Raw genomic sequence first — 17585 nt, 5'->3', positions numbered from 1 at the left:
CCGCCCCGCCCGGCCCGAGCGCCGGGCGGGTGCACCGACCGATCCCGCATCAACCCTTCATCCCGACGGGAGCCACCGGCCCATGGCAACACTGGCTAAGCCGAACCTGCCCAGGTTCGACGTGGACATCTTCCAGAACGAGTTCCTCGCCGACGGTGCCCGCGAGGTCAACGCCATCGTCACCGTCACCGCGACCGGCGGCGGCACCACCGGCGGCCGCCCGCTCGGCGTCGCCGACGCCGGGACGCAGGGGGCCGCCGGCACCGCCGCCGTGGTCATCCTGGTCGACTGCTCCGGCTCGATGGACTACCCCAAGAGCAAGATCAACGGCGCCCGCGAGGCCACCGCCGCCGCCATCGACGCCCTGCGCGACGGCACCGCCTTCGCGGTCGTCGCCGGCACCCACGAGGCCCGCGACATCTACCCCGGCGACGGCACCCTCGCGACCGCCTCCGCCACCACCCGCGAACACGCCAAGGAGTCCCTGCGCCGCCTCACCGCGGCCGGCGGCACCGCCATGGGCACCTGGCTCGCCAAGGCCGACAAGCTCTTCCTGACCCGCCGCGACATCTCCATCCGGCACGCCATCCTGCTCACCGACGGCAACAACGAGCACGAGTCGGCGCAGGACCTCGCCCGCAACATCGAGCGCGTCACCGGCCACTTCACCGCCGACTGCCGCGGCGTCGGCACCGACTGGCGGATCGACGAGCTGCGCACGATCTCCTCCGCGCTGCTCGGCACCGTCGACATCGTCGCCGAACCGGGCGGCCTCGCCGACGACTTCCGCTCGATGATGGCCGGTGCCATGGGCAAGCAGGTCGCCGACGTCGCGCTGCGGATCTGGACCCCGGCCAATGCCTCGGTCAAGTTCGTCAAGCAGGTCGCCCCGAGCGTCGAGGACCTCACCGCCCGGCGCGCCGAGGCCGGGCCGCGGGCCGGCGACTACCCGACCGGCTCCTGGGGCGACGAGAGCCGCGACTACCACGTGTGCGTCGAGGTCCCGGCCGCCTCGGTCGGCAACGAGATGCTCGCCGCCCGGGTCAGCCTGGTGCTGCCCCCGCAGGCCGCCGGCGGCACCCCCGAGGTGCTCTCCCAGGGCCTGGTCAAGGCCGTCTGGACGGACGACCTCGCCTCCTCCACCCGGATCAGCCCGCAGGTCGCCCACTACACCGGCCAGGCCGAGCTCGCCTCCTCCATCCAGGAGGGCCTGGAGGCGCACCGCGCCGGGGACGTCGACACCGCGACCGCCAAGCTCGGCGCCGCCGTCCGGATCGCCCACGCGACCGGCAACGAGGGCACCTACAAGCTGCTCCAGAAGGTGGTGGACGTCGTCGACGCCAAGGAGGGTACGGTTCGGTTCCGTAAGAACGTGAGCGAGGCCGACTCGATGACCCTCGAGACCCGGTCGACGAAGACCGTACGTGTGAAGAAGTGACCGCTACCGCTGAAGACGTGACCGGGCCGCCGCCCGGCGCGACCGCCGCCCCAAGCCGGCACGAACTGAGGGGGACCTGATGCCGATCTGCCCGAGGGGCCATGAGTCGCAGGCCGAGGACTGGTGCGACTTCTGCGGCTTTCCGATGACTCCGCCGCCCCCGGCCCCGCCCGGAGCCCACCCGGGGGCGTACGGAGCCGCACCCGTGCCCGGCGCACCCGCCGGGCACCCGGAGCACGGGGGTGCACCGTACGGGGCGCCGATGCCGCCGATGCCGCCGGGCGCGGTGCCGCCGCCCCCGCCCGCCCCGGCGCCGCAGGGCCTGACCGAGGGCCTGACGGTCTGCCCGATCTGCCGCAGCCCGCAGACCGGCCGGTTCTGCGAGGAGTGCGGGTACGACTACGACCTGTCCACCCCCTCGCGCCGGCAGGCCCCGGCCGGGCACGCCCCGGTGCCCCCGCCCGCGCAGGCGCCCGCGCCGCTGAACATCCCGGCGGCGTACGGCGGCCCGGCACCGGCCCCGGTGCAGCCGCCCGTCCAGCAGCACGCGCCGGCCCAGCAGCACGCTCCGGCCCAGCCCATGCCGTCGCAGCCGATGCCGTCGCAGCCGCAGCCGCCCGTGCAGCCGCACACCTACGGCTACCCTCCGCCCGAGAACGGCTACCCCGAGGCCGCCTTCCCGGAGGCCCCGGTGCGCGAGGACTCCGGCCCGGTCTACGCCGACCCGGGCAACCGCGACTTCGGCACGTCGTTCAACCTGGCCCCGCCGATGCCGGCGCAGCCGGATCCGCAGCAGCACGCCGCCGTCCCGCCGCAGCCGGTGCGGACCAACTGGATCGCCGTCGTCGCGGCCGACCGCGAGTACTTCACCGAGATGATGGCCCGCAGCGGCCCCGAGGCGGCCGGCCTGTTCTTCCCGCCGTACTGCCCCGAGCGGCGCGTCCCGCTGACCGGCCGCGGCCAGCTGCGGATCGGCCGGCGCAGCCAGCACCGCGGCACCGTCCCGGAGATCGACCTGTCGGTGCCGCCGGAGGACCCGGGCGCCTCGCACCAGCACGCGCTGCTCGCCGAGCAGGCGGACGGCAGCTGGGTGCTGGTCGACCAGGACTCGACCAACGGCACGACGGTGAACGGCGGCTCCGAGCCGATCGCGCCGCACGTCGCCGTGCCGCTGAACGACGGTGACCGGATCCACATCGGCGCCTGGACGACCATCACCGTGCACCGCGCCTGACCAACGGTCAACAGGGCCGGGCGGATTGGAAAATCCGCCCGGCCCTGCGTTTTCCCGGTTCCTCAAACAATGCACAAATCTCTGGTCGCCGATGTGCATATTTTCAGACGAAAGCCCTACGCTCTGGGCTCATGACTGCAGCTATATCCGCTGACGGCATCCGTCAGCGGTACGGGGACGTGCAGGCTGTCGACGGGGTGTCACTCACGGTCGAAGCCGGCGAATTCTACGGAATCCTGGGGCCCAACGGCGCCGGGAAGACCACCACGCTGGAGATCCTGGAAGGGATCCGCAAGCCCGACGAGGGCCGGATCGAGCTGCTGGGGATGGCCCCCTGGCCGCGCAACCCGCAGCTGCTGCCGCGCATCGGCGTGCAGTTCCAGGCCTCCGCCTTCTTCCGCAAGCTCACCGCCCGGGAGACCATCCGCACCTTCGCGTCGTTCTACGGGGTCGGCCCCAAGCGGGCCGACGCGATGCTGGAGCGGGTCGGCCTCGCCGACAAGGCCGGGGTGATGACCGAGCAGATGTCCGGCGGCCAGGCCCAGCGCCTGTCCATCGCCTGCGCGCTCGCCCACGACCCGGAGCTCGTCTTCCTCGACGAGCCCACCACCGGCCTCGACCCGCAGGCCCGGCGCAACCTCTGGGACCTCCTGCGGGACATCAACCGCGAGGGCCGCACCGTCGTCCTGACCACCCACTACCTGGACGAGGCCGAGATCCTCTGCGACCGGGTCTCGATCATGGACCACGGCAAGATCCTGCACACCGGCGCCCCCGCGGCACTGATCCGCGAGATCGACGACACCGTCCGGATCAGCGTCGAGTCCGGCCAGCTCGCCCTCGACCGGGCGCGCGACCTGCTCGCCGCGGCCGGCGCCGACATCGCCTCCCTGGAGGACGACGGCACCACGCTGTCCCTCTCCACCCGCCTCCCGGCCCCCATCCTGGCCGTCCTCGCCGAGCACAACGCCCTGCGCGGCCTCGAAGTGCGCGGCGCCACCCTGGAGGACGTCTTCCTCCAGCTGACCGGACGGGAGTACCGGGCATGACCGCCACCCAGTCCACCGAGCCGAAGGTGCCCGCCCAGCGCGGCGGTGCGGCCGACGCCGCCGCGGACAACGAGCGGGTCAGCGCCTTCTGGAGCCTGTCGCGCTCGATGCTGCTGTCGTTCAAGCGCGACCGCAGCGCCGTCTTCTTCGTCATGCTGTTCCCGCTGATGTTCCTGCTGCTGTTCGGCACCCTGCTCAAGGGCGCCACCAGCCCGCACGCCAAGGTCGCCCAGGTCGGCGCCGTGCAGGTGCTGGACTCGGTGCAGGGCGAGGGCCGCGCGGAGCTCGACAAGGTCCTGGAGATCACCAGGACCGACGACGAGGCGGCCGCGCTCACCAAGGTGCGCAAGGGCGACCTCGACGCGCTGATCGAGCAGGGCCCGGACGGCAGGATCGAGCTGCACTTCAGCGCGGCCGACCAGGTCCGCGCCGGCTCCGTCCAGGGCATCCTCAACGCGATCGTCCAGCAGGCCAACCAGGCCGCCTACCAGCAGGCCACCGGCAAGCCGCCGGCGTTCTCGCTGGACGCGACCCAGGTCGAGGACCAGTCGCTCAAGCCGATCCAGTTCCTCACCCCCGGCCTGCTCGGCTGGGCCGTCGCCACCGGCGCCGTGTTCGGCGCCTCGCTGACCCTGGTCGGCTGGCGCAAGCAGAAGGTGCTCCGCCGGCTGCGGCTCGCCCCGGTCAGCGCCTTCTCGGTCATCGCCTCCCGGGTCGTGGTGTCGGTGGTCACCGCCCTCGCCCAGACGGCGATCTTCCTGGTCGTCGCCACCACGCCGTACTTCGGGCTCAAGCTCAGCGGCGACTGGTGGCTGATCATCCCGCTGGTGGTCTGCGCGACCATCGCCTTCATGTCGATCGGCCTGCTGGCCGGCTCGATCGCCAAGACCGAGGAGGCGGCCAACGGCATCTCGCAGATCATCGTGCTGCCGATGTCGTTCCTCTCCGGCTCCTTCTTCAAGATGGACGACGCCCCGGGCTGGCTGAAGACCATCTCCGAGGTGCTGCCGCTGCGGCACCTGGTCGACGCCGCCGGGTCCGTGCTCAGCCGCGGCGGCGGCGTCATGGACGCACTGCCCGCCATGGGCATCCTGCTGGGCTTCGCCGTCGTGCTGACGCTCATCTCGGCGAAGCTGTTCAAGTGGGACGACGTCTGACCGTCGCTCCCCGGCAGTGCCACGGCACTGGCCCAACCCCGCGGGGTCGTACGCCTTTGGTCCCGGTGTACGGCCCCGTCGGCGTCTGCGACCATGGTCGGGTGAATGAGATCCGGCGTGGCACGCTCAGCGAGGAGAGCTTCTTCGACAAGGTCGGCGGCGAGCCGACCTTCCGGCGGTTGGTCCACCGGTTCTACCAGGGCGTCGCCGAGGACGAGTTGCTGCGCCCGATGTACCCCGAGGCGGACCTCGGCCCGGCCGAGGAGCGCCTGGTCCTCTTCCTCATGCAGTACTGGGGCGGCCCGCGCACCTACAGCGAGCACCGCGGCCACCCGCGGCTGCGCATGCGGCACGTGCCGTTCAAGGTCGACCGCGCGGCCCACGACGCCTGGCTCACGCACATGCGCGCGGGCGTCGACGAACTCGCCCTCCCCGCCGAGGACGAGCAGCAGCTGTGGGACTACCTCACCTACGCCGCCGCCTCGATGATCAACACCGAGGGCTGATCAACGCCGAGGGCTGATCGGCCCCTGCGGCCCTGCCCGAGCGGACCTACCCGAGCGGACCTACCTGAGCGGGCTGAGCCCCAGCCCCGCACCCGGCGCGGCCGCCGTGCGGACCGCCACCGACCCGGCCGGGGCGCTCAGCCGCAGCCAGCCGCCGGCCCGGTGCACGGTCAACGGGGCGTCCGGCTTCAGGAAGCCGATCACGTACGCCGCGTGGACCGCCCGCAGCGGCAGCTCCGGCAGCGCCGCCACCGGGCGGGACCAGATCTCGTCGGCCAGTTCGTCCAGCACCGCGCGGCTGCGGTGGTGCTCCGGGACGGCCTCGCTGCGCTCGCGGAACTCCCGCACGCCGGCCATCAGTTCCGGGTACACCCGGGCCACCGCCGGCTCCCCGACCGGCCGCCAGCCGGTGCGCGGCGGCAGCAGCCCGGCCCAGGCCGGGCCGGTCACCGGCGCGGGCAGCGCGACCGCGCCCGTCCCCGCGTCGACGGCGTCCAGCAGTTGGCCCGCCGAGACGGTCCGGTCGACCGGCTCGCCGAGGCCGGTCAGCCGCGCGGTGCGGATCGCCAGCGCGCCCGAACCGCCCAGCGGCAGCCGCCCGAAGACCGCCAGCACGCCCTCGCCCCCGGCCGGGGCCACCGCCTGCAACCGCACCGACGCCGCCTTGTCGAAGCGCAGCAGGCGCAGCAGGAAGGCGGACAGGTCGGCGGCCTCGCCGGCGTCGGTCAGCGCGAGGCGGTCGGTGGTGGTCAACGCGGTTCGGCTCTCATCGGTATCGGTAGGAGGTTTCTGCGCTCAGGTTCTGCGCTCAGGCGACGGCGACGGCCGCTTCGGCCTTCAGCTCGCCCTGCTGCGCCGGGACGGACTCGTCCACGAAGCGGGACAGGAACTGCCGCTCCACCGCGGAGATCCGGCGCGGGCGCTGCTCGGCCAGGTCGTAGGGCACGACCACGGTGGAGGCGCGGACGTACACGATGTCGCCGCCGTCCTCGGCGGTGTCCTTGATCTCGTACGCCACGGTCAGCGAGGCGACACCGATCTTGGTCACCCAGGTCTCGATGGTCACCGGCTCCGGGCGGTGCACCAACGGCCGCTTGTAGTCGATCTCGTGGCGCGCCACGACCGACCCGCCCGCGAACTCCCCGGCACCGGCCGCGGCGGCCTGGGTGAACATGAAGTCGATCCGGGCCTCCTCCAGGTAGCGCAGGAAGACCACGTTGTTGACGTGCCCGAAGGCGTCCATGTCGGACCAGCGCAGCGGGCAGGCGTAGATGTGGCGGGCCACAGGTGTTCTCCTCGGTGTCCGGTCGCCCGCCGCGGTTCGGCGGCGGCGGGCCGCGGCCCGGCAGGCCGCCCCCGGGGGCAGTCTGCCGGGCCGTCGTGACAGCTGGGTGTCAGCCGCGGGTCAGCTTCTTGTAGGTGGCCCGGTGCGGACGGGCGGCGTCGGCGCCCAGTCGCTCGATCTTGTTCTTCTCGTACGACTCGAAGTTGCCCTCGAACCAGAACCACTTGCTCTCGCCCTCGTAGGCGAGGATGTGGGTGGCCACCCGGTCCAGGAACCAGCGGTCGTGGGAGATGACCACGGCGCAGCCGGGGAACTCCAGCAGGGCGTTCTCCAGCGAGGAGAGCGTCTCGACGTCGAGGTCGTTGGTGGGCTCGTCGAGGAGCAGCAGGTTGCCGCCCTGCTTGAGGGTGAGCGCCAGGTTCAGGCGGTTGCGCTCACCGCCGGAGAGCACGCCGGCCGGCTTCTGCTGGTCCGGGCCCTTGAAGCCGAAGGCCGACACGTAGGCGCGGGACGGCATCTCGACCTGGCCGACGTTGATCCAGTCCATACCGTCGGAGACGACCTCCCAGAGGGTCTTCTTCGGGTCGATGTTGGAGCGGGTCTGGTCGACGTAGCTGATCTTGACGGTCTCGCCGACCTTGACCGTGCCGCTGTCCGGGGTCTCCAGGTCCTGGAGCATCTTGAACAGGGTGGTCTTGCCGGCGCCGTTCGGGCCGATGATGCCGACGATGCCGTTGCGCGGCAGCGTGAAGCTCAGGTCGTCGATCAGGACCTTCTCGCCGAAGGCCTTGTTGAGGTTCTCGACCTCGATGACGACGCTGCCCAGGCGCGGGCCCGGCGGGATCTGGATCTCCTCGAAGTCCAGCTTCCGCATCTTGTCCGCCTCGGCCGCCATCTCCTCGTAGCGGGCCAGACGGGCCTTGGACTTCGCCTGGCGGCCCTTGGCGTTGGAGCGGACCCACTCGAGCTCTTCCTTGAGGCGCTTGGCGCGCTTGGCGTCCTTCTGCCCCTCGACCTTGAGACGGGACTGCTTGGTCTCCAGGTAGGTGGAGTAGTTGCCCTCGTACGGGTAGGCGCGGCCGCGGTCGAGCTCCAGGATCCACTGGGCGACGTTGTCCAGGAAGTACCGGTCGTGGGTGACGGCGACGACGGTGCCCTTGTACTTCTCCAGGTGCTGCTCCAGCCAGTTCACCGACTCGGCGTCCAGGTGGTTGGTGGGCTCGTCGAGGAGCAGCAGGTCGGGCGCCTCCAGCAGCAGCTTGCAGAGCGCCACGCGGCGCTTCTCGCCACCGGAGAGCTTGGTGACCGGCCAGTCGCCGGGCGGGCAGCCCAGGGCGTCCATGGCCTGCTCCAGCTGGGCGTCCAGGTCCCAGGCCTCGGCGTGGTCCAGGTCCTCCTGGAGCTTGCCCATCTCGTCGAGCAGGGCGTCCGAGTAGTCGGTCGCCATCAGCTCGGCGATCTCGTTGAAGCGGTTGAGCTTCCCCTTGATCTCCTTGACGCCGTCCTCGACGTTCTCCAGGACCGTCTTGGACTCGTCGAGCGGCGGCTCCTGGAGGAGCATGCCGACGGTGAAACCGGGCGAGAGGAAGGCGTCGCCGTTGGAGGGCTGCTCCAGGCCGGCCATCATCTTCAGCACGGTGGACTTACCGGCACCGTTGGGGCCCACGACGCCGATCTTCGCCCCGGGGAGGAAGCTGAGCGTCACGTCGTCAAGGATGACCTTGTCTCCGTGCGCCTTGCGCACCTTGCGCATCGTGTAGATGTATTCCGCCACGTGAGATCGCTCCGGCGTCGTCGGGAGTAATTCGGCTTGCAGCCTTCCATTGTGCCGCACCGGCCGGGAGCCCCGAACCGCCCGGGTGACCCCACCGGGGTATACCGGACGGCCCGGCGGGCTCGCGCCGGGCCCACCTGCGGCGCACCCGCTCCGGCCCGACCGCTCCAGCCGGCCGGAACGCCTCGCGGAACGCCTCCCCCGATGCCTCCCGCGATGCCTCCCGGAACGCCGACGGCCCGGCTCCCCGCAGCTGGTGCGGGGAGCCGGGCCGTCGCGCTACCGAGCCGTGCGGCTAGTGCGTACTACCGGTTCAGGCGGCGCTGCCACCGTGGCGGCCACGGCGACGCAGGAAGAAGACCGCGGCACCACCGGCGATGACCAGGGCGCCGGCGACGCCGGCCAGGATCGGGGTGTTGCTGCTGGCACCGGTCTGGGCCAGACCGCCGGTGCCCGGGGCCGAGCTGGTGACGGCCGGGGCCGGGTGGGCGGCGGTGCTCACCGAGGCGGACGGGGTGCCGGCCGGGGTGGACGGCTTGCCGGTGGCGGCCGGGGTGGACGGGCCGGAGCTCGGGGTCACCGGGGTGGTGCCGGTGCCCTTGCAGTCCAGGATGCCCTTGAAGTTGTTGGTGTAGCCGTTCGGGCCGGTGACGGTGATGTCGTAGGCGGCCTTGTTGGTGACCGGGACGACCAGGCTCTCGGTCTTGCCGGGCTGGACGACCAGGTCCTTGCCCACCGGCTTCACGTTGACGGTGCCGGCCTCGTCACCGCCGTTGGCGACGGTGACCCGCACGCCGTTGCTGTCGCACTCGACCTGGGCGATGCTGTCGAGCAGCGCGCCCTTGCCCTGCTTCCAGGTGGCCTTGGCGGTGGCGCTGACGCTCAGCTTGCTGGAGCCGGCCAGGATCATGGTCTGGCTGTGCTTCTCGGGGGTGTAGCCCTCGCTGAGGAAGACGCGGCCGCTCGGGACGACGGTCTCGGCCGAGGCGGTGAGGGTGGCCCCACCGTCCGGGGTGCCGGCCGGGACGTCGAGGAAGAGCTGGGTGTCCTTGGCGATCGGGCCGTTCAGGACGCCGTTGACCTGCTTGCCGTCCTTGTCGAGGACCTTGATCTTGTCGGCGGCCGAACCGGCCACCGCCAGCTTCACCTGGGCGGCGCTGGAGTTGAGCGTGAACGGGCCGAGCTTGCCGCCCGACTTCCCGGAGACGGACTCCGGGGCGAGGGTGAGCGAGGGCTTCGGCTCGGCCGCGACACCCTTGTTCTTGTCGCCGATCAGGTAGTCGCGCAGCTGCTTGGCCTTGGAGTCCTGCGGGGTGGCGTTCTTGCCGTCCGAGAACTTCCAGATCGCGGCCTGGGTGCCGGCCGCGGCGTCCTCCGGGGAGAGCTGACCGGTGACGCCGGCGTCCGTGGACAGCTTGGCGAGGTCGGTGACCTGCGGGTAGGAGTTCTCCAGGATCCAGCGGATCTTGGAGGCGTCCTGCGCCTTGTCCTTGCGGCCGAGCGAGCTCGACTTCCAGTCCGACTCCTGGTACTGCGCCCCGCTGTCGAGGTACACGGGGTTGCCGAAGTCGATGCAGTAGGTCTTGAGCTCGCCACTGTCCGTCTTGAGCGTGAACAGACCGCCGTTGACGGTGTCGCCGCCCTCGATGTCGATCCGCTCGCCGAGCATCGTGTCCTGGACGATGGCGGTCACGCCCGAGCCAGGTGCGGCCGCAGCCGCCGCACCGGCCGCGAACAGACCTCCGCCCAGCGCAATGCTGGTCGTGAGCATGACACTAGCTATGCGGGGAAGACTCCGCCCCTGCATCTGAACCATCTGGTTTCCCTCCGGGCCGGGCCGTGCCGATGGGCAGCCCGCCGACTTGCCTTGCCGCGCGCGCCCCCTGTGGCGCCGCTGCGGGGTATGAACCAGATGAATCCTATTGACCCCCAGAGGTCCGGAAACCTCCATGCGAAATCAGGACGATTCCGTATCTGTATCGTTATCAACCCTCCCAGTTTCCACACAAGCTGACGATCGGCCAGAAACTCTCCGCCACTTTCTGTTATCCGGCGGAGATTGCGCGTGCGGGCGCAACAACCGCCTCGATCTACATATTTGTCGACACTTTTGATCGACCCGGCGTCAGATCAGCAGCCCCTGGACGTCACCTCCGCTTCCTTTTCCGGACACCTCGCCACCGTCACCGGACGCCCCCTCGGACGCCGCATCCGTCCCATCCGCCCCATCCGCCCCACCGTCAGGCGGCGCCGCGACCGCCGCGGAGGCCGCCGCCGAGGCCTTCCGCGCGGCCAGGGCGTCCGCGATCCACCCCGGCACCGCCTCGCCCGCGGGCGACCCGCCGGACTCGCCGCCCGCCGCGACGACCGCCGCCGGCGGGTGCCCCCGCGCACCCGCCGCCCAACGGAACGCCGAGGTACCGCGGTTGAGATCGTGTCCGACCGATCTGGCGTCGACCTCCACCCGGCCGCGCTTGCCCTCGCCCTCGGCCCACTCCCGCACCCGGAGCCGACCGCTCACCACCACCGGATCCCCCTTGGAGAGCGAGCCGATCAGGTTCACCGCCAGCGCCCGCCAGGCCGTCACCGTCACCCACTGCGTCTCGCCGTCCACCCAGCACTGGCGCTCGCGGTCGTACCGCCGCTCGGTGGACGCGAGCCGGAAGTTGGCCATCGGCACGCCGCTGCCCGTTTCGCCGTAGCTCACCTCCGTCGCGACATTGCCGATCACCGTCACCTGAGTCTCGTTCACAACGCACTCTCCGTTCTCGCCGATGCACCGTACGGAATCGACCGGTGCGGGACGAGAGTGCGCTTCACGGGAAATCCCCGCCAGGAAGTTCCGAAATCCTGTGGACAACTCGGCCTTGTGGAAAACTCTTGTCACTCGCAGGGGTGAATTTCGCCCTTCCGCTCCCCTGCGGACCCCCGACTCTTCGCGAGCATGACAACAATCGGGACCCTTCCCGGCCCTCCCCTCCGCCGGGGAACGCGGACCGCCCGCCGTCCGCCCACGTCATCCGACCGAAGGAAGCCGAATAGGGTCCCCCACCCGCGCCGCACGCGGTAGTTTCTCCGTGCCGAATCCATAACGGGTGAGGCGGCAGCCCCGTAACGACTGCACAACGTCCGGCGCGGAACGCTGCCAGAACGCTGCACACACGGCGTTCACCTGCGATTATCGGACCGCTCCACCGGAGCCGACACACCAACGGCGGTGCCGTCGAACCCGGCCGAGGAACTGGACACCCTTATCCTGTCCCCGACAGGGCGAGGGCTTGCCAACCCCCACCCCCAACCCTCAGGTACGGGGACGGACCCGGGCGCCCCACGCGCCCGCCGCCCGATCCCGGCAACGGTCACGCCCACCCGGGCGCCGCCCGTCCCGCCCCCATAGCTCAGCGGATAGAGCACCCGCCTTCTAAGCGGTAGGTCGCAGGTTCGAATCCTGCTGGGGGCACCACCTGCCAATTCGCGGGCCGCCGTCGCGGCCGCCGGGAAATCACCCGCACACGCACCGCTCATAACCCGTGACAATGCGTGTCATGGGCATCGCGAGAAACTCACTCCGGCATTCGGCGCCACTGAGGACCAAACGCACGACGCCCGCCGAACGACGGAAATCCGGCGAATCCGCCCTCTCGGTGCGGATTCGGCCGTTCCGGCGCACGACCGGCCCCGGGCCCCGCCCCGGAGTTCAGCCCGCGTCCGGCACCGAAGGCCCGGAAGGCGCAGGAGGCCCGGAAGGCCCGGAAGGCGCAGGAGACCCCGCCAGCCCCGCCAGGTGGGCGTCCAGGAGCGCGACCTGCCGCTCCGGCGGGAACTCCCCCGGCGAGAACAGCGCCTGCACCACCAGCCCCAGCACGAAGGCCTGCGCGCCCGCCGCGAGCTCCCCGGCGTCCGTCCCGGCCGGGAGCTCCCCGAGCCGCTGCGCGTCCGCCACGTGCCCCGCCAGGGCCTCGCGCGAGCGCCCGTAGCGGCCCGCGTGGGCGGCCGTCAGCTCGGCGTCGGCCAGGGCGACGTCCCAGGAGCCGACCCAGATCCGGTTGCCGGCCACGGCGGCCTCGTCCAGCGGCAGGACGTCGAGCAGCGCGGCCCGCAGCCGGGCCAGCCCGGCGGGCGGCGGCGGGGTGCCGTCGGCCGGGGCGGTGCGCCGGGGCCGGGAGAGCGAGCGCCGGTCCAGCTCCTCCAGCGCGTGGCCCAGCAGGGCCCGCTTGTTGGGGAAGTAGTGCGTCAGCAGACCGGTGGAGGCGCCCAGTTCGGCGGCCACCGCGCGCAGCGTCAGCCCTTCGAAGCCGCGGGTCGAGAGCACCCGCCAGACTCCCTCGGAGACTGCGAGGCGGCGGGCGTCATGGTCTCCACGGGCCGGTGTCATGGGGGCTATCGTACATACCAAACGTTTGTTATGAATGATGCTCCAGGCGGAACGCCCGTCCCGCGCCCTCCCCGGAAAGGCCCCACCCTTGTTTGCCGTACCGCTCGCCGAGAACGCCGAACTGCGCCCGCTGGAGCCGTGGCAGGCCCCCGAGTTCCTCGCCCACATCGACCGCGCCCGGGCCCACACCGACCCGTGGATCCCGTGGGCCGGCTACTCCACCGACCTCGACTCGGCCCGCGCCACCCTGCAGCGCTACGCCGACAAGCAGGCCGCCGACGCCGGCCGGATCTTCGGCATCTGGCGCGACGGCACGCTCGTCGGCGGCGTGATGTTCGTGAGCTTCAGCACCCAGAACGGCGTCTGCGAGATCGGCGCCTGGACCGAGCCGGCCGGCGAGGGCGGCGGGCTGATCACCGCCGCCGTCCGGCACCTGCTCGACTACGCCTTCGCCACCCGGGGCCTGCACCGCGCCGAGTGGTGGTGCTCCGCCGGGAACGCCCGCAGCCGCGCCGTCGCCGAGCGGCTCGGCATGACGCTGGACGGCACCCTGCGCGAGTGGTACCCGCACAACGGCGTCCGCCACGACAAGCAGATCTGGGGGATCCTGGCGACCGAGTGGAAGCCGCAGGCCTGACGGCCGGGCCGCGCGAAGAGCGGGACCCGGTGGATTCCCCACGTTCCACCGGGCCCCGCTCCTCGACGCACCGACCGCGCACGGGCCCCGCTCAGGCCGCCAGCACCGGCCGGTCCGCCGCGTCGGCCGCCACCTCCGCGGCCGGCGTCCGCAGCCGCAGCGCGAGCAGCAGCACCAGCCCCATCACCCCGGCCGCCGACAGGAAGACGACGTCGACCGCGTCCGTGAAGCTGCGCACCGCGTGGTCCCGGGCCGCCCCGGTCAGCGTCCGGAGCGCGCCCATCGACCGGCCGGGCTCGCCCTCCGCGAAGACCCGGGCCAGCAGCGTGCCGAAGAGCGCCGCGCCGAGCGCGTTGCCGAGGGTCTGGAAGAACCGGATGCCGGTGGTCGCCACGCCGAGCTGGTGCCGCGGGGCGGCGTCCTGGACCAGCGGGATCAGCTGGCCGATCAGCTGGCCGAACCCGGCGCCGAGCAGGGCGAGTTCGAGGCCGACCGCCCACAGGCCGGTGTCCGGGCCGCTGAGCCCCAGCAGGGCGAGGGCGAGCGCGCCGAAGGCGGCCCCGGCCACCAGGAAGGTGCGCGGCGCGTGGCCCCGGGCGGTCAGCCGGCCGACCAGCACGCCGGACGCGGTCATCCCGGCGGCCATCGGGATCAGGTAGAGGCTGGCCGAGGTCGGGGCGACCCCCCGGGCGATCTGCAGGTAGATCATCACGTACACGATCGCGCCCATCATGCCCATCCCGGCGAGGCCCTGGACGGCAAAGCCGATCCGCACGACCGGGATCCGGAACAGCGAGAGCGGCAGCACCGGTTCGGCGGCGGTGGCCTGGCGCCACAGGAAGAGGCCGAGCGCGGCGAGGGTGGCGGCGGCGGTCCCGAGGATCACCGGGGAGGTCCAGGCGTAGTCCTTGCCGCCCCACTCGGTGACCAGCAGCAGGCCGGTGGCGAAAGCGGCCGCGAGGGCGGCGCCGAGGAAGTCCAGGCCGCGGCGGCCGACCGTCCGCGGCAGCTTGAGCACCAGGGCGGTGCCGACCAGGACGAGCAGGCCGAGCGGCAGGTTCACGTAGAAGATCCAGCGCCAGCCGACGTGGTCGGTGAACAGCGCGCCCACCAGCGGACCGACGGCCATGCCGACGCCCGCGAAGATGCCGCCCATGGCGCCGCCCTTGCCGGCACCGCGCTCCGCCGGGTCCTTGAGGTGGGCGATGACGACCATCGTGACGCTCATCAGCCCGCCGCCGCCGATGCCCTGGACGGCCCGGAAGGCGATCAGCTGACCCATCGTCTGCGCCGCGCCGCAGGCCGCCGAGCCGAGCAGGAAGGTGCCGACCGCCCCGAGCAGCACGCGCTTGGCGCCGTAGACGTCGCAGAGCTTGCCGTAGAGCGGCAGGAGGGCGGTCGCGGCCAGCGAGAACGCGCTGATCAGCCAGGGCAGCCGGTCGACGCCGTGGACCGGGTCGAGGTCGCGGACGATCGGCACGGTGGCCGCGGACACGATGTTCGAGTCGAGGATGGCCAGCACGATCGTGACCATGCAGAGCAGCATGCCCAGTCTGCGCTGGGCGGGTGTCATCGGGCTTTCGGATGCCATCGGTAAGTCCCCCCGGAGACGGTGGAGTTCGGAGCCGGACCGGTGCGGCCCGGCGGCACGTCCACCACGATGGCAGCCAATATGTACCGAGTCAATTCTTTAGCCCGATCGATTCTTCGGCCGAGACAAAACTTCATCCCGGACCATCTTTGAGCCTGGTACAGTCGGGCCATGGCGACGAACCACGGCTTGGACCTCGGCCCCGGCCGCGACCTCGACGCGCTCCCGCTGCGCGAGCGCAAGAAGATCCAGACCGGCATCCGGATCTTCCGCGCGGCCATCGGGCTGTTCGCCGAACGCGGCTTCGACCAGGTGTCCGTGGCCGAGATCGCGGCCGCCGCCGAGGTGTCCAAGATGACCGTCTTCAACTACTTCCCCACCAAGGAAGACCTGGTCATGGGCCCGATGGAGCAGCACCTCGACGAGCCGGCCCGGGTGGTGCGCGACCGCGCCCCGGGCGCCTCGGCGGTGACGGCCCTGCGCGACCACTTCCTGGCCGCACTGGAACGGCTCGACCCGGCCACCGGCCTCAACGACGACCGGGTCGTGCTCGACGTGGTCCGGCTGGTGCACGGCACCCCCGCCCTCGCGACGCGCGCCACCGCCGGCTTCGGCCGCGAGGCCCAGGCACTGCTCACCGCCGAGCTGCTCGCCCAGGACCCGGCCCACGACGAGCTCACCGCCCGGGTCGCCGGGGCCCAGCTGCTGGCCGTCCGGGTGACCCTGACCACCGAGAACCAGCTCCGCGTGCTGGCCGGCGAGCGCGCCGCCGAGGCCCTGCCCGCCGCCCTCGACCGCGCCCACCGCGCGTTCGCCCTCGTCGAGCGGGGCCTCGGCGACTACTGCGCCGGCGCCGCCTGAGAGAGTGGGCGCACCACGAGACCCGGAGGTGCCGCCCGCATGGACCCCACGGACCACGGCGACCACAAGGACCGCACGGACCACGAGGACCGCACGGACCGGTCGCTGCTGACGCGGGAGCGCACCACCCTGCCCGCCCGCGCCGACGGGCTGCACGCCCACGTCGGCGAGGACGGCGTCGCGGTGCTGGAGTTCGCCCGCCCGCACCGGCGCAACGCGGTCACCCTGGCGATCTGGCGGGCGCTGCCCGGGGTGCTGCGGGAGCTCGCCGAGCACGCGGGCGTCCGCGCCCTGCTGCTGACCGGCGCCGGCGGCACCTTCAGCGCGGGCGCGGACATCGCCGAACTCGCCGAGGTGTACGGCGATCCGGAGCGCGCGGACGCCTACCACGCGGTCAACGTCGCCGCCGAGGAGGCGCTGGCCGCCTTCCCGCACCCGACGATCGCCGCCGTCCGGGGTGCCTGCGTCGGCGGCGGCTGCCAGCTGGCCGTCGCGTGCGACCTGCGGTTCGTCGCCGAGGACGCCCGGCTCGGGATCACCCCGGCCAAGCTCGGCGTGGTCTACCCGGCGGTGCCGACCCTGCGGCTGGCCCGGCTGGTCGGCCCGGCGCGCGCCAAGTACCTGCTGTTCTCCGGCGAGTTGGTGCGGGGCCGGGACGCGCTCGCGCTCGGCCTCGCCGAGCAGGCCCTGCCGGACGCCGAACTGGACGCCGCCGCGCTGGAGTTCGCCCGGCTGCTGACCAGGCGCTCGCCGCAGACGATCGGCGCGGTGAAGGCCGCCCTGGCCGTCCCGGAGGAGCGGGCGGCGGCGGCCCTGGAGCCGTGGGAGCGGCGCTCCCGGGAGGCCTCGGACGTGCACGAGGGGCTGGCCGCGTTCCTGGAGGGCCGCCCGGCCCGGTTCTGACCGGCCTGTTTCCTACCGGCGCATGTGCGACCGGCCCGCTTCCCACCGGCCCGTTTCCCACCGGCCCGACCGCGGGCCGGCGGCCGCGCGCACGTACGATCATCCGGCCCGACCGCCCCACGACCACCCGGGCCGCCCAGAGCGACCAGACCGATCCCCGGAGCAGCGACCCCGATGACCGAAGCCGCGACCGCCCCCGCCCCCCACACGCTCTGGGCCCGGCGGATCACCGACGGCGTCGAGCCGAAGAACGTGATCATCGTGCTGCTGCCGCTGCTCGGCGGCCTGCGCTACGGCTGGAAGGGCATCGCCTGGGCGGCCTTCGCCGCGCTGTTCGCGGCCGTGATCCCGACCCTGTTCATCCAGCGCGCCATGCGCCGGGGCACCGTCGGGGACCGGCACGTCGGCCACCGGCAGAGCCGGCTGACGGTCCTGCCGTTCATCATGGGCTCGGTCGCGATCGCCTTCGCGGTGATGCTGTGGCTCGCCGCCCCGGCCGACCTGACCGCGCTGGTGGCCGCGATGTTCGCGTCGCTGATCCCGATCCTGGTGATCACCGTGTGGTGGAAGGTCTCCGTGCACACCGCCGTCACCAGCGGCGCGGTGGTCTGCCTGGCGATCGCGCTCGGCCCGTGGTGGCTCGCGCTCTCCCCGCTGGTCGCCGTCGTCGGCTGGTCCCGGACGGTGCTGCGGGACCACACCACCGCGCAGACCGTCGTCGGCACGGTGGTGGGCGCCCTCAGCGCCGGGCTCACCTTCTGGCTGGCCCGTTGAG

General features: G+C 72.4%; 16 protein-coding genes and 1 tRNA gene. 10 read left to right on the top strand and 7 right to left on the bottom strand.

The annotated features are described in order from the left end of the window. The first annotated feature begins 82 nt into the window (after positions 1–82). From ACFVSN_RS24690 to ACFVSN_RS24670, 5 genes are all read left to right on the top strand, one after another. Positions 83–1438 carry a VWA domain-containing protein gene (locus ACFVSN_RS24690; RefSeq protein WP_380436703.1) on the top strand — a complete coding sequence of 452 codons (1356 nt, stop codon included), beginning with the start codon at positions 83–85 and terminating at the stop codon, positions 1436–1438. A 205-nt stretch (positions 1439–1643) separates the two neighbouring features. After that, positions 1644–2672 (top strand): FHA domain-containing protein, encoded by a 1029-nt coding sequence (locus tag ACFVSN_RS24685; RefSeq protein WP_387956585.1) that lies wholly within the window; start codon positions 1644–1646, stop codon positions 2670–2672. 131 nt (positions 2673–2803) lie between these two features. Then, positions 2804–3721, top strand: coding sequence for an ABC transporter ATP-binding protein (locus ACFVSN_RS24680; protein ID WP_380499428.1), 918 nt, complete (start codon positions 2804–2806; stop codon positions 3719–3721). Then, positions 3718–4878, top strand: a complete 1161-nt coding sequence (locus ACFVSN_RS24675) for an ABC transporter permease (RefSeq protein WP_380436698.1) — start codon at positions 3718–3720, stop codon at positions 4876–4878. Before ACFVSN_RS24680 ends, ACFVSN_RS24675 begins: the two co-directional genes overlap by 4 nt. Before the next feature lie 101 nt (positions 4879–4979). After that, on the top strand, positions 4980–5384 hold the full coding sequence (locus ACFVSN_RS24670) for a globin (protein WP_380436696.1): 405 nt from the start codon (positions 4980–4982) through the stop codon (positions 5382–5384). Between the two features lie 60 nt (positions 5385–5444). Here ACFVSN_RS24670 and ACFVSN_RS24665 read toward each other — a convergent pair whose 3' ends face one another. The 5 genes from ACFVSN_RS24665 to ACFVSN_RS24645 form a co-directional block, all read right to left on the bottom strand. After that, positions 5445–6137, bottom strand: a complete 693-nt coding sequence (locus ACFVSN_RS24665) for a hypothetical protein (RefSeq protein WP_387956584.1) — start codon at positions 6135–6137, stop codon at positions 5445–5447. 55 nt (positions 6138–6192) lie between these two features. Next, entirely contained in the window at positions 6193–6669 is a 477-nt protein-coding gene (locus tag ACFVSN_RS24660; RefSeq protein ID WP_380499425.1) for an acyl-CoA thioesterase, read from the bottom strand. A gap of 109 nt (positions 6670–6778) precedes the next feature. Then, positions 6779–8443, bottom strand: coding sequence for an energy-dependent translational throttle protein EttA (gene ettA, locus ACFVSN_RS24655; protein ID WP_380499424.1), 1665 nt, complete (start codon positions 8441–8443; stop codon positions 6779–6781). A gap of 313 nt (positions 8444–8756) precedes the next feature. Further along, positions 8757–10214: a Cys-Gln thioester bond-forming surface protein gene (locus ACFVSN_RS24650; RefSeq protein WP_380436688.1), complete on the bottom strand. Its 1458-nt coding sequence runs from the start codon at positions 10212–10214 to the stop codon at positions 8757–8759. 354 nt (positions 10215–10568) lie between these two features. Then, the gene (locus tag ACFVSN_RS24645; RefSeq protein ID WP_387956583.1) at positions 10569–11330 is read right to left on the bottom strand and encodes a single-stranded DNA-binding protein; all 762 of its coding nucleotides are present in this window, start codon (positions 11328–11330) and stop codon (positions 10569–10571) included. Between the two features lie 500 nt (positions 11331–11830). On the opposite strand from ACFVSN_RS24645, the gene ACFVSN_RS24640 reads away from it, so the two are divergent. Then, a tRNA-Arg gene (locus ACFVSN_RS24640) sits at positions 11831–11906 on the top strand. A gap of 234 nt (positions 11907–12140) precedes the next feature. Here ACFVSN_RS24640 and ACFVSN_RS24635 read toward each other — a convergent pair. Beyond that, a complete protein-coding gene (locus ACFVSN_RS24635) occupies positions 12141–12818 on the bottom strand; it encodes a TetR/AcrR family transcriptional regulator (protein ID WP_387956582.1) in 678 nt (225 codons plus the stop codon). A gap of 88 nt (positions 12819–12906) precedes the next feature. Here ACFVSN_RS24635 and ACFVSN_RS24630 point away from each other — a divergent pair, with 88 nt between their 5' ends. Beyond that, entirely contained in the window at positions 12907–13455 is a 549-nt protein-coding gene (locus ACFVSN_RS24630) for a GNAT family N-acetyltransferase (protein ID WP_380436681.1), read from the top strand. A gap of 91 nt (positions 13456–13546) precedes the next feature. Here ACFVSN_RS24630 and ACFVSN_RS24625 read toward each other — a convergent pair whose 3' ends face one another. Next, the gene (locus ACFVSN_RS24625; protein WP_380493383.1) at positions 13547–15046 is read right to left on the bottom strand and encodes an MFS transporter; all 1500 of its coding nucleotides are present in this window, start codon (positions 15044–15046) and stop codon (positions 13547–13549) included. A 171-nt stretch (positions 15047–15217) separates the two neighbouring features. Between ACFVSN_RS24625 and ACFVSN_RS24620 the strand changes: the two genes are divergently transcribed. The 3 genes from ACFVSN_RS24620 (at position 15218) to ACFVSN_RS24610 (ending at position 17584) form a co-directional block, all read left to right on the top strand. Beyond that, entirely contained in the window at positions 15218–15907 is a 690-nt protein-coding gene (locus tag ACFVSN_RS24620) for a TetR family transcriptional regulator (protein ID WP_380436677.1), read from the top strand. Positions 15908–15946: 39 nt separating this feature from the next. Then, complete coding sequence (locus ACFVSN_RS24615) at positions 15947–16810, top strand: enoyl-CoA hydratase/isomerase family protein (protein ID WP_380436675.1); 864 nt, start codon at positions 15947–15949, stop codon at positions 16808–16810. A 174-nt stretch (positions 16811–16984) separates the two neighbouring features. Continuing rightward, complete coding sequence (locus tag ACFVSN_RS24610; RefSeq protein WP_380436673.1) at positions 16985–17584, top strand: hypothetical protein; 600 nt, start codon at positions 16985–16987, stop codon at positions 17582–17584. Position 17585 lies beyond the last annotated feature (1 nt).

This window comes from Kitasatospora sp. NPDC057904 (genome assembly GCF_042887925.1).
In the GTDB taxonomy this organism is placed as follows: domain Bacteria; phylum Actinomycetota; class Actinomycetes; order Streptomycetales; family Streptomycetaceae; genus Kitasatospora.
The sequence above is the reverse complement of the archived record's forward strand: the minus strand, read 5'-3'. Positions and strand labels throughout refer to the sequence as shown.

Bases quoted from the DNA above. Each gene is read 5' to 3' on its own strand.
- ACFVSN_RS24690 (WP_380436703.1), top strand. From the start codon at position 83: ATGGCAACACTGGCTAAGCCGAACCTGCCCAGGTTCGACGTGGACATC.
- ACFVSN_RS24680 (WP_380499428.1), top strand. From the start codon at position 2,804: ATGACTGCAGCTATATCCGCTGACGGCATCCGTCAGCGGTACGGGGAC.
- ACFVSN_RS24675 (WP_380436698.1), top strand. From the start codon at position 3,718: ATGACCGCCACCCAGTCCACCGAGCCGAAGGTGCCCGCCCAGCGCGGC.
- ACFVSN_RS24650 (WP_380436688.1), bottom strand. From the start codon at position 10,214: ATGCTCACGACCAGCATTGCGCTGGGCGGAGGTCTGTTCGCGGCCGGT.
- ACFVSN_RS24635 (WP_387956582.1), bottom strand. From the start codon at position 12,818: ATGACACCGGCCCGTGGAGACCATGACGCCCGCCGCCTCGCAGTCTCC.
- ACFVSN_RS24625 (WP_380493383.1), bottom strand. From the start codon at position 15,046: ATGGCATCCGAAAGCCCGATGACACCCGCCCAGCGCAGACTGGGCATG.
- ACFVSN_RS24620 (WP_380436677.1), top strand. From the start codon at position 15,218: ATGGCGACGAACCACGGCTTGGACCTCGGCCCCGGCCGCGACCTCGAC.
- ACFVSN_RS24615 (WP_380436675.1), top strand. From the start codon at position 15,947: ATGGACCCCACGGACCACGGCGACCACAAGGACCGCACGGACCACGAG.
- ACFVSN_RS24610 (WP_380436673.1), top strand. From the start codon at position 16,985: ATGACCGAAGCCGCGACCGCCCCCGCCCCCCACACGCTCTGGGCCCGG.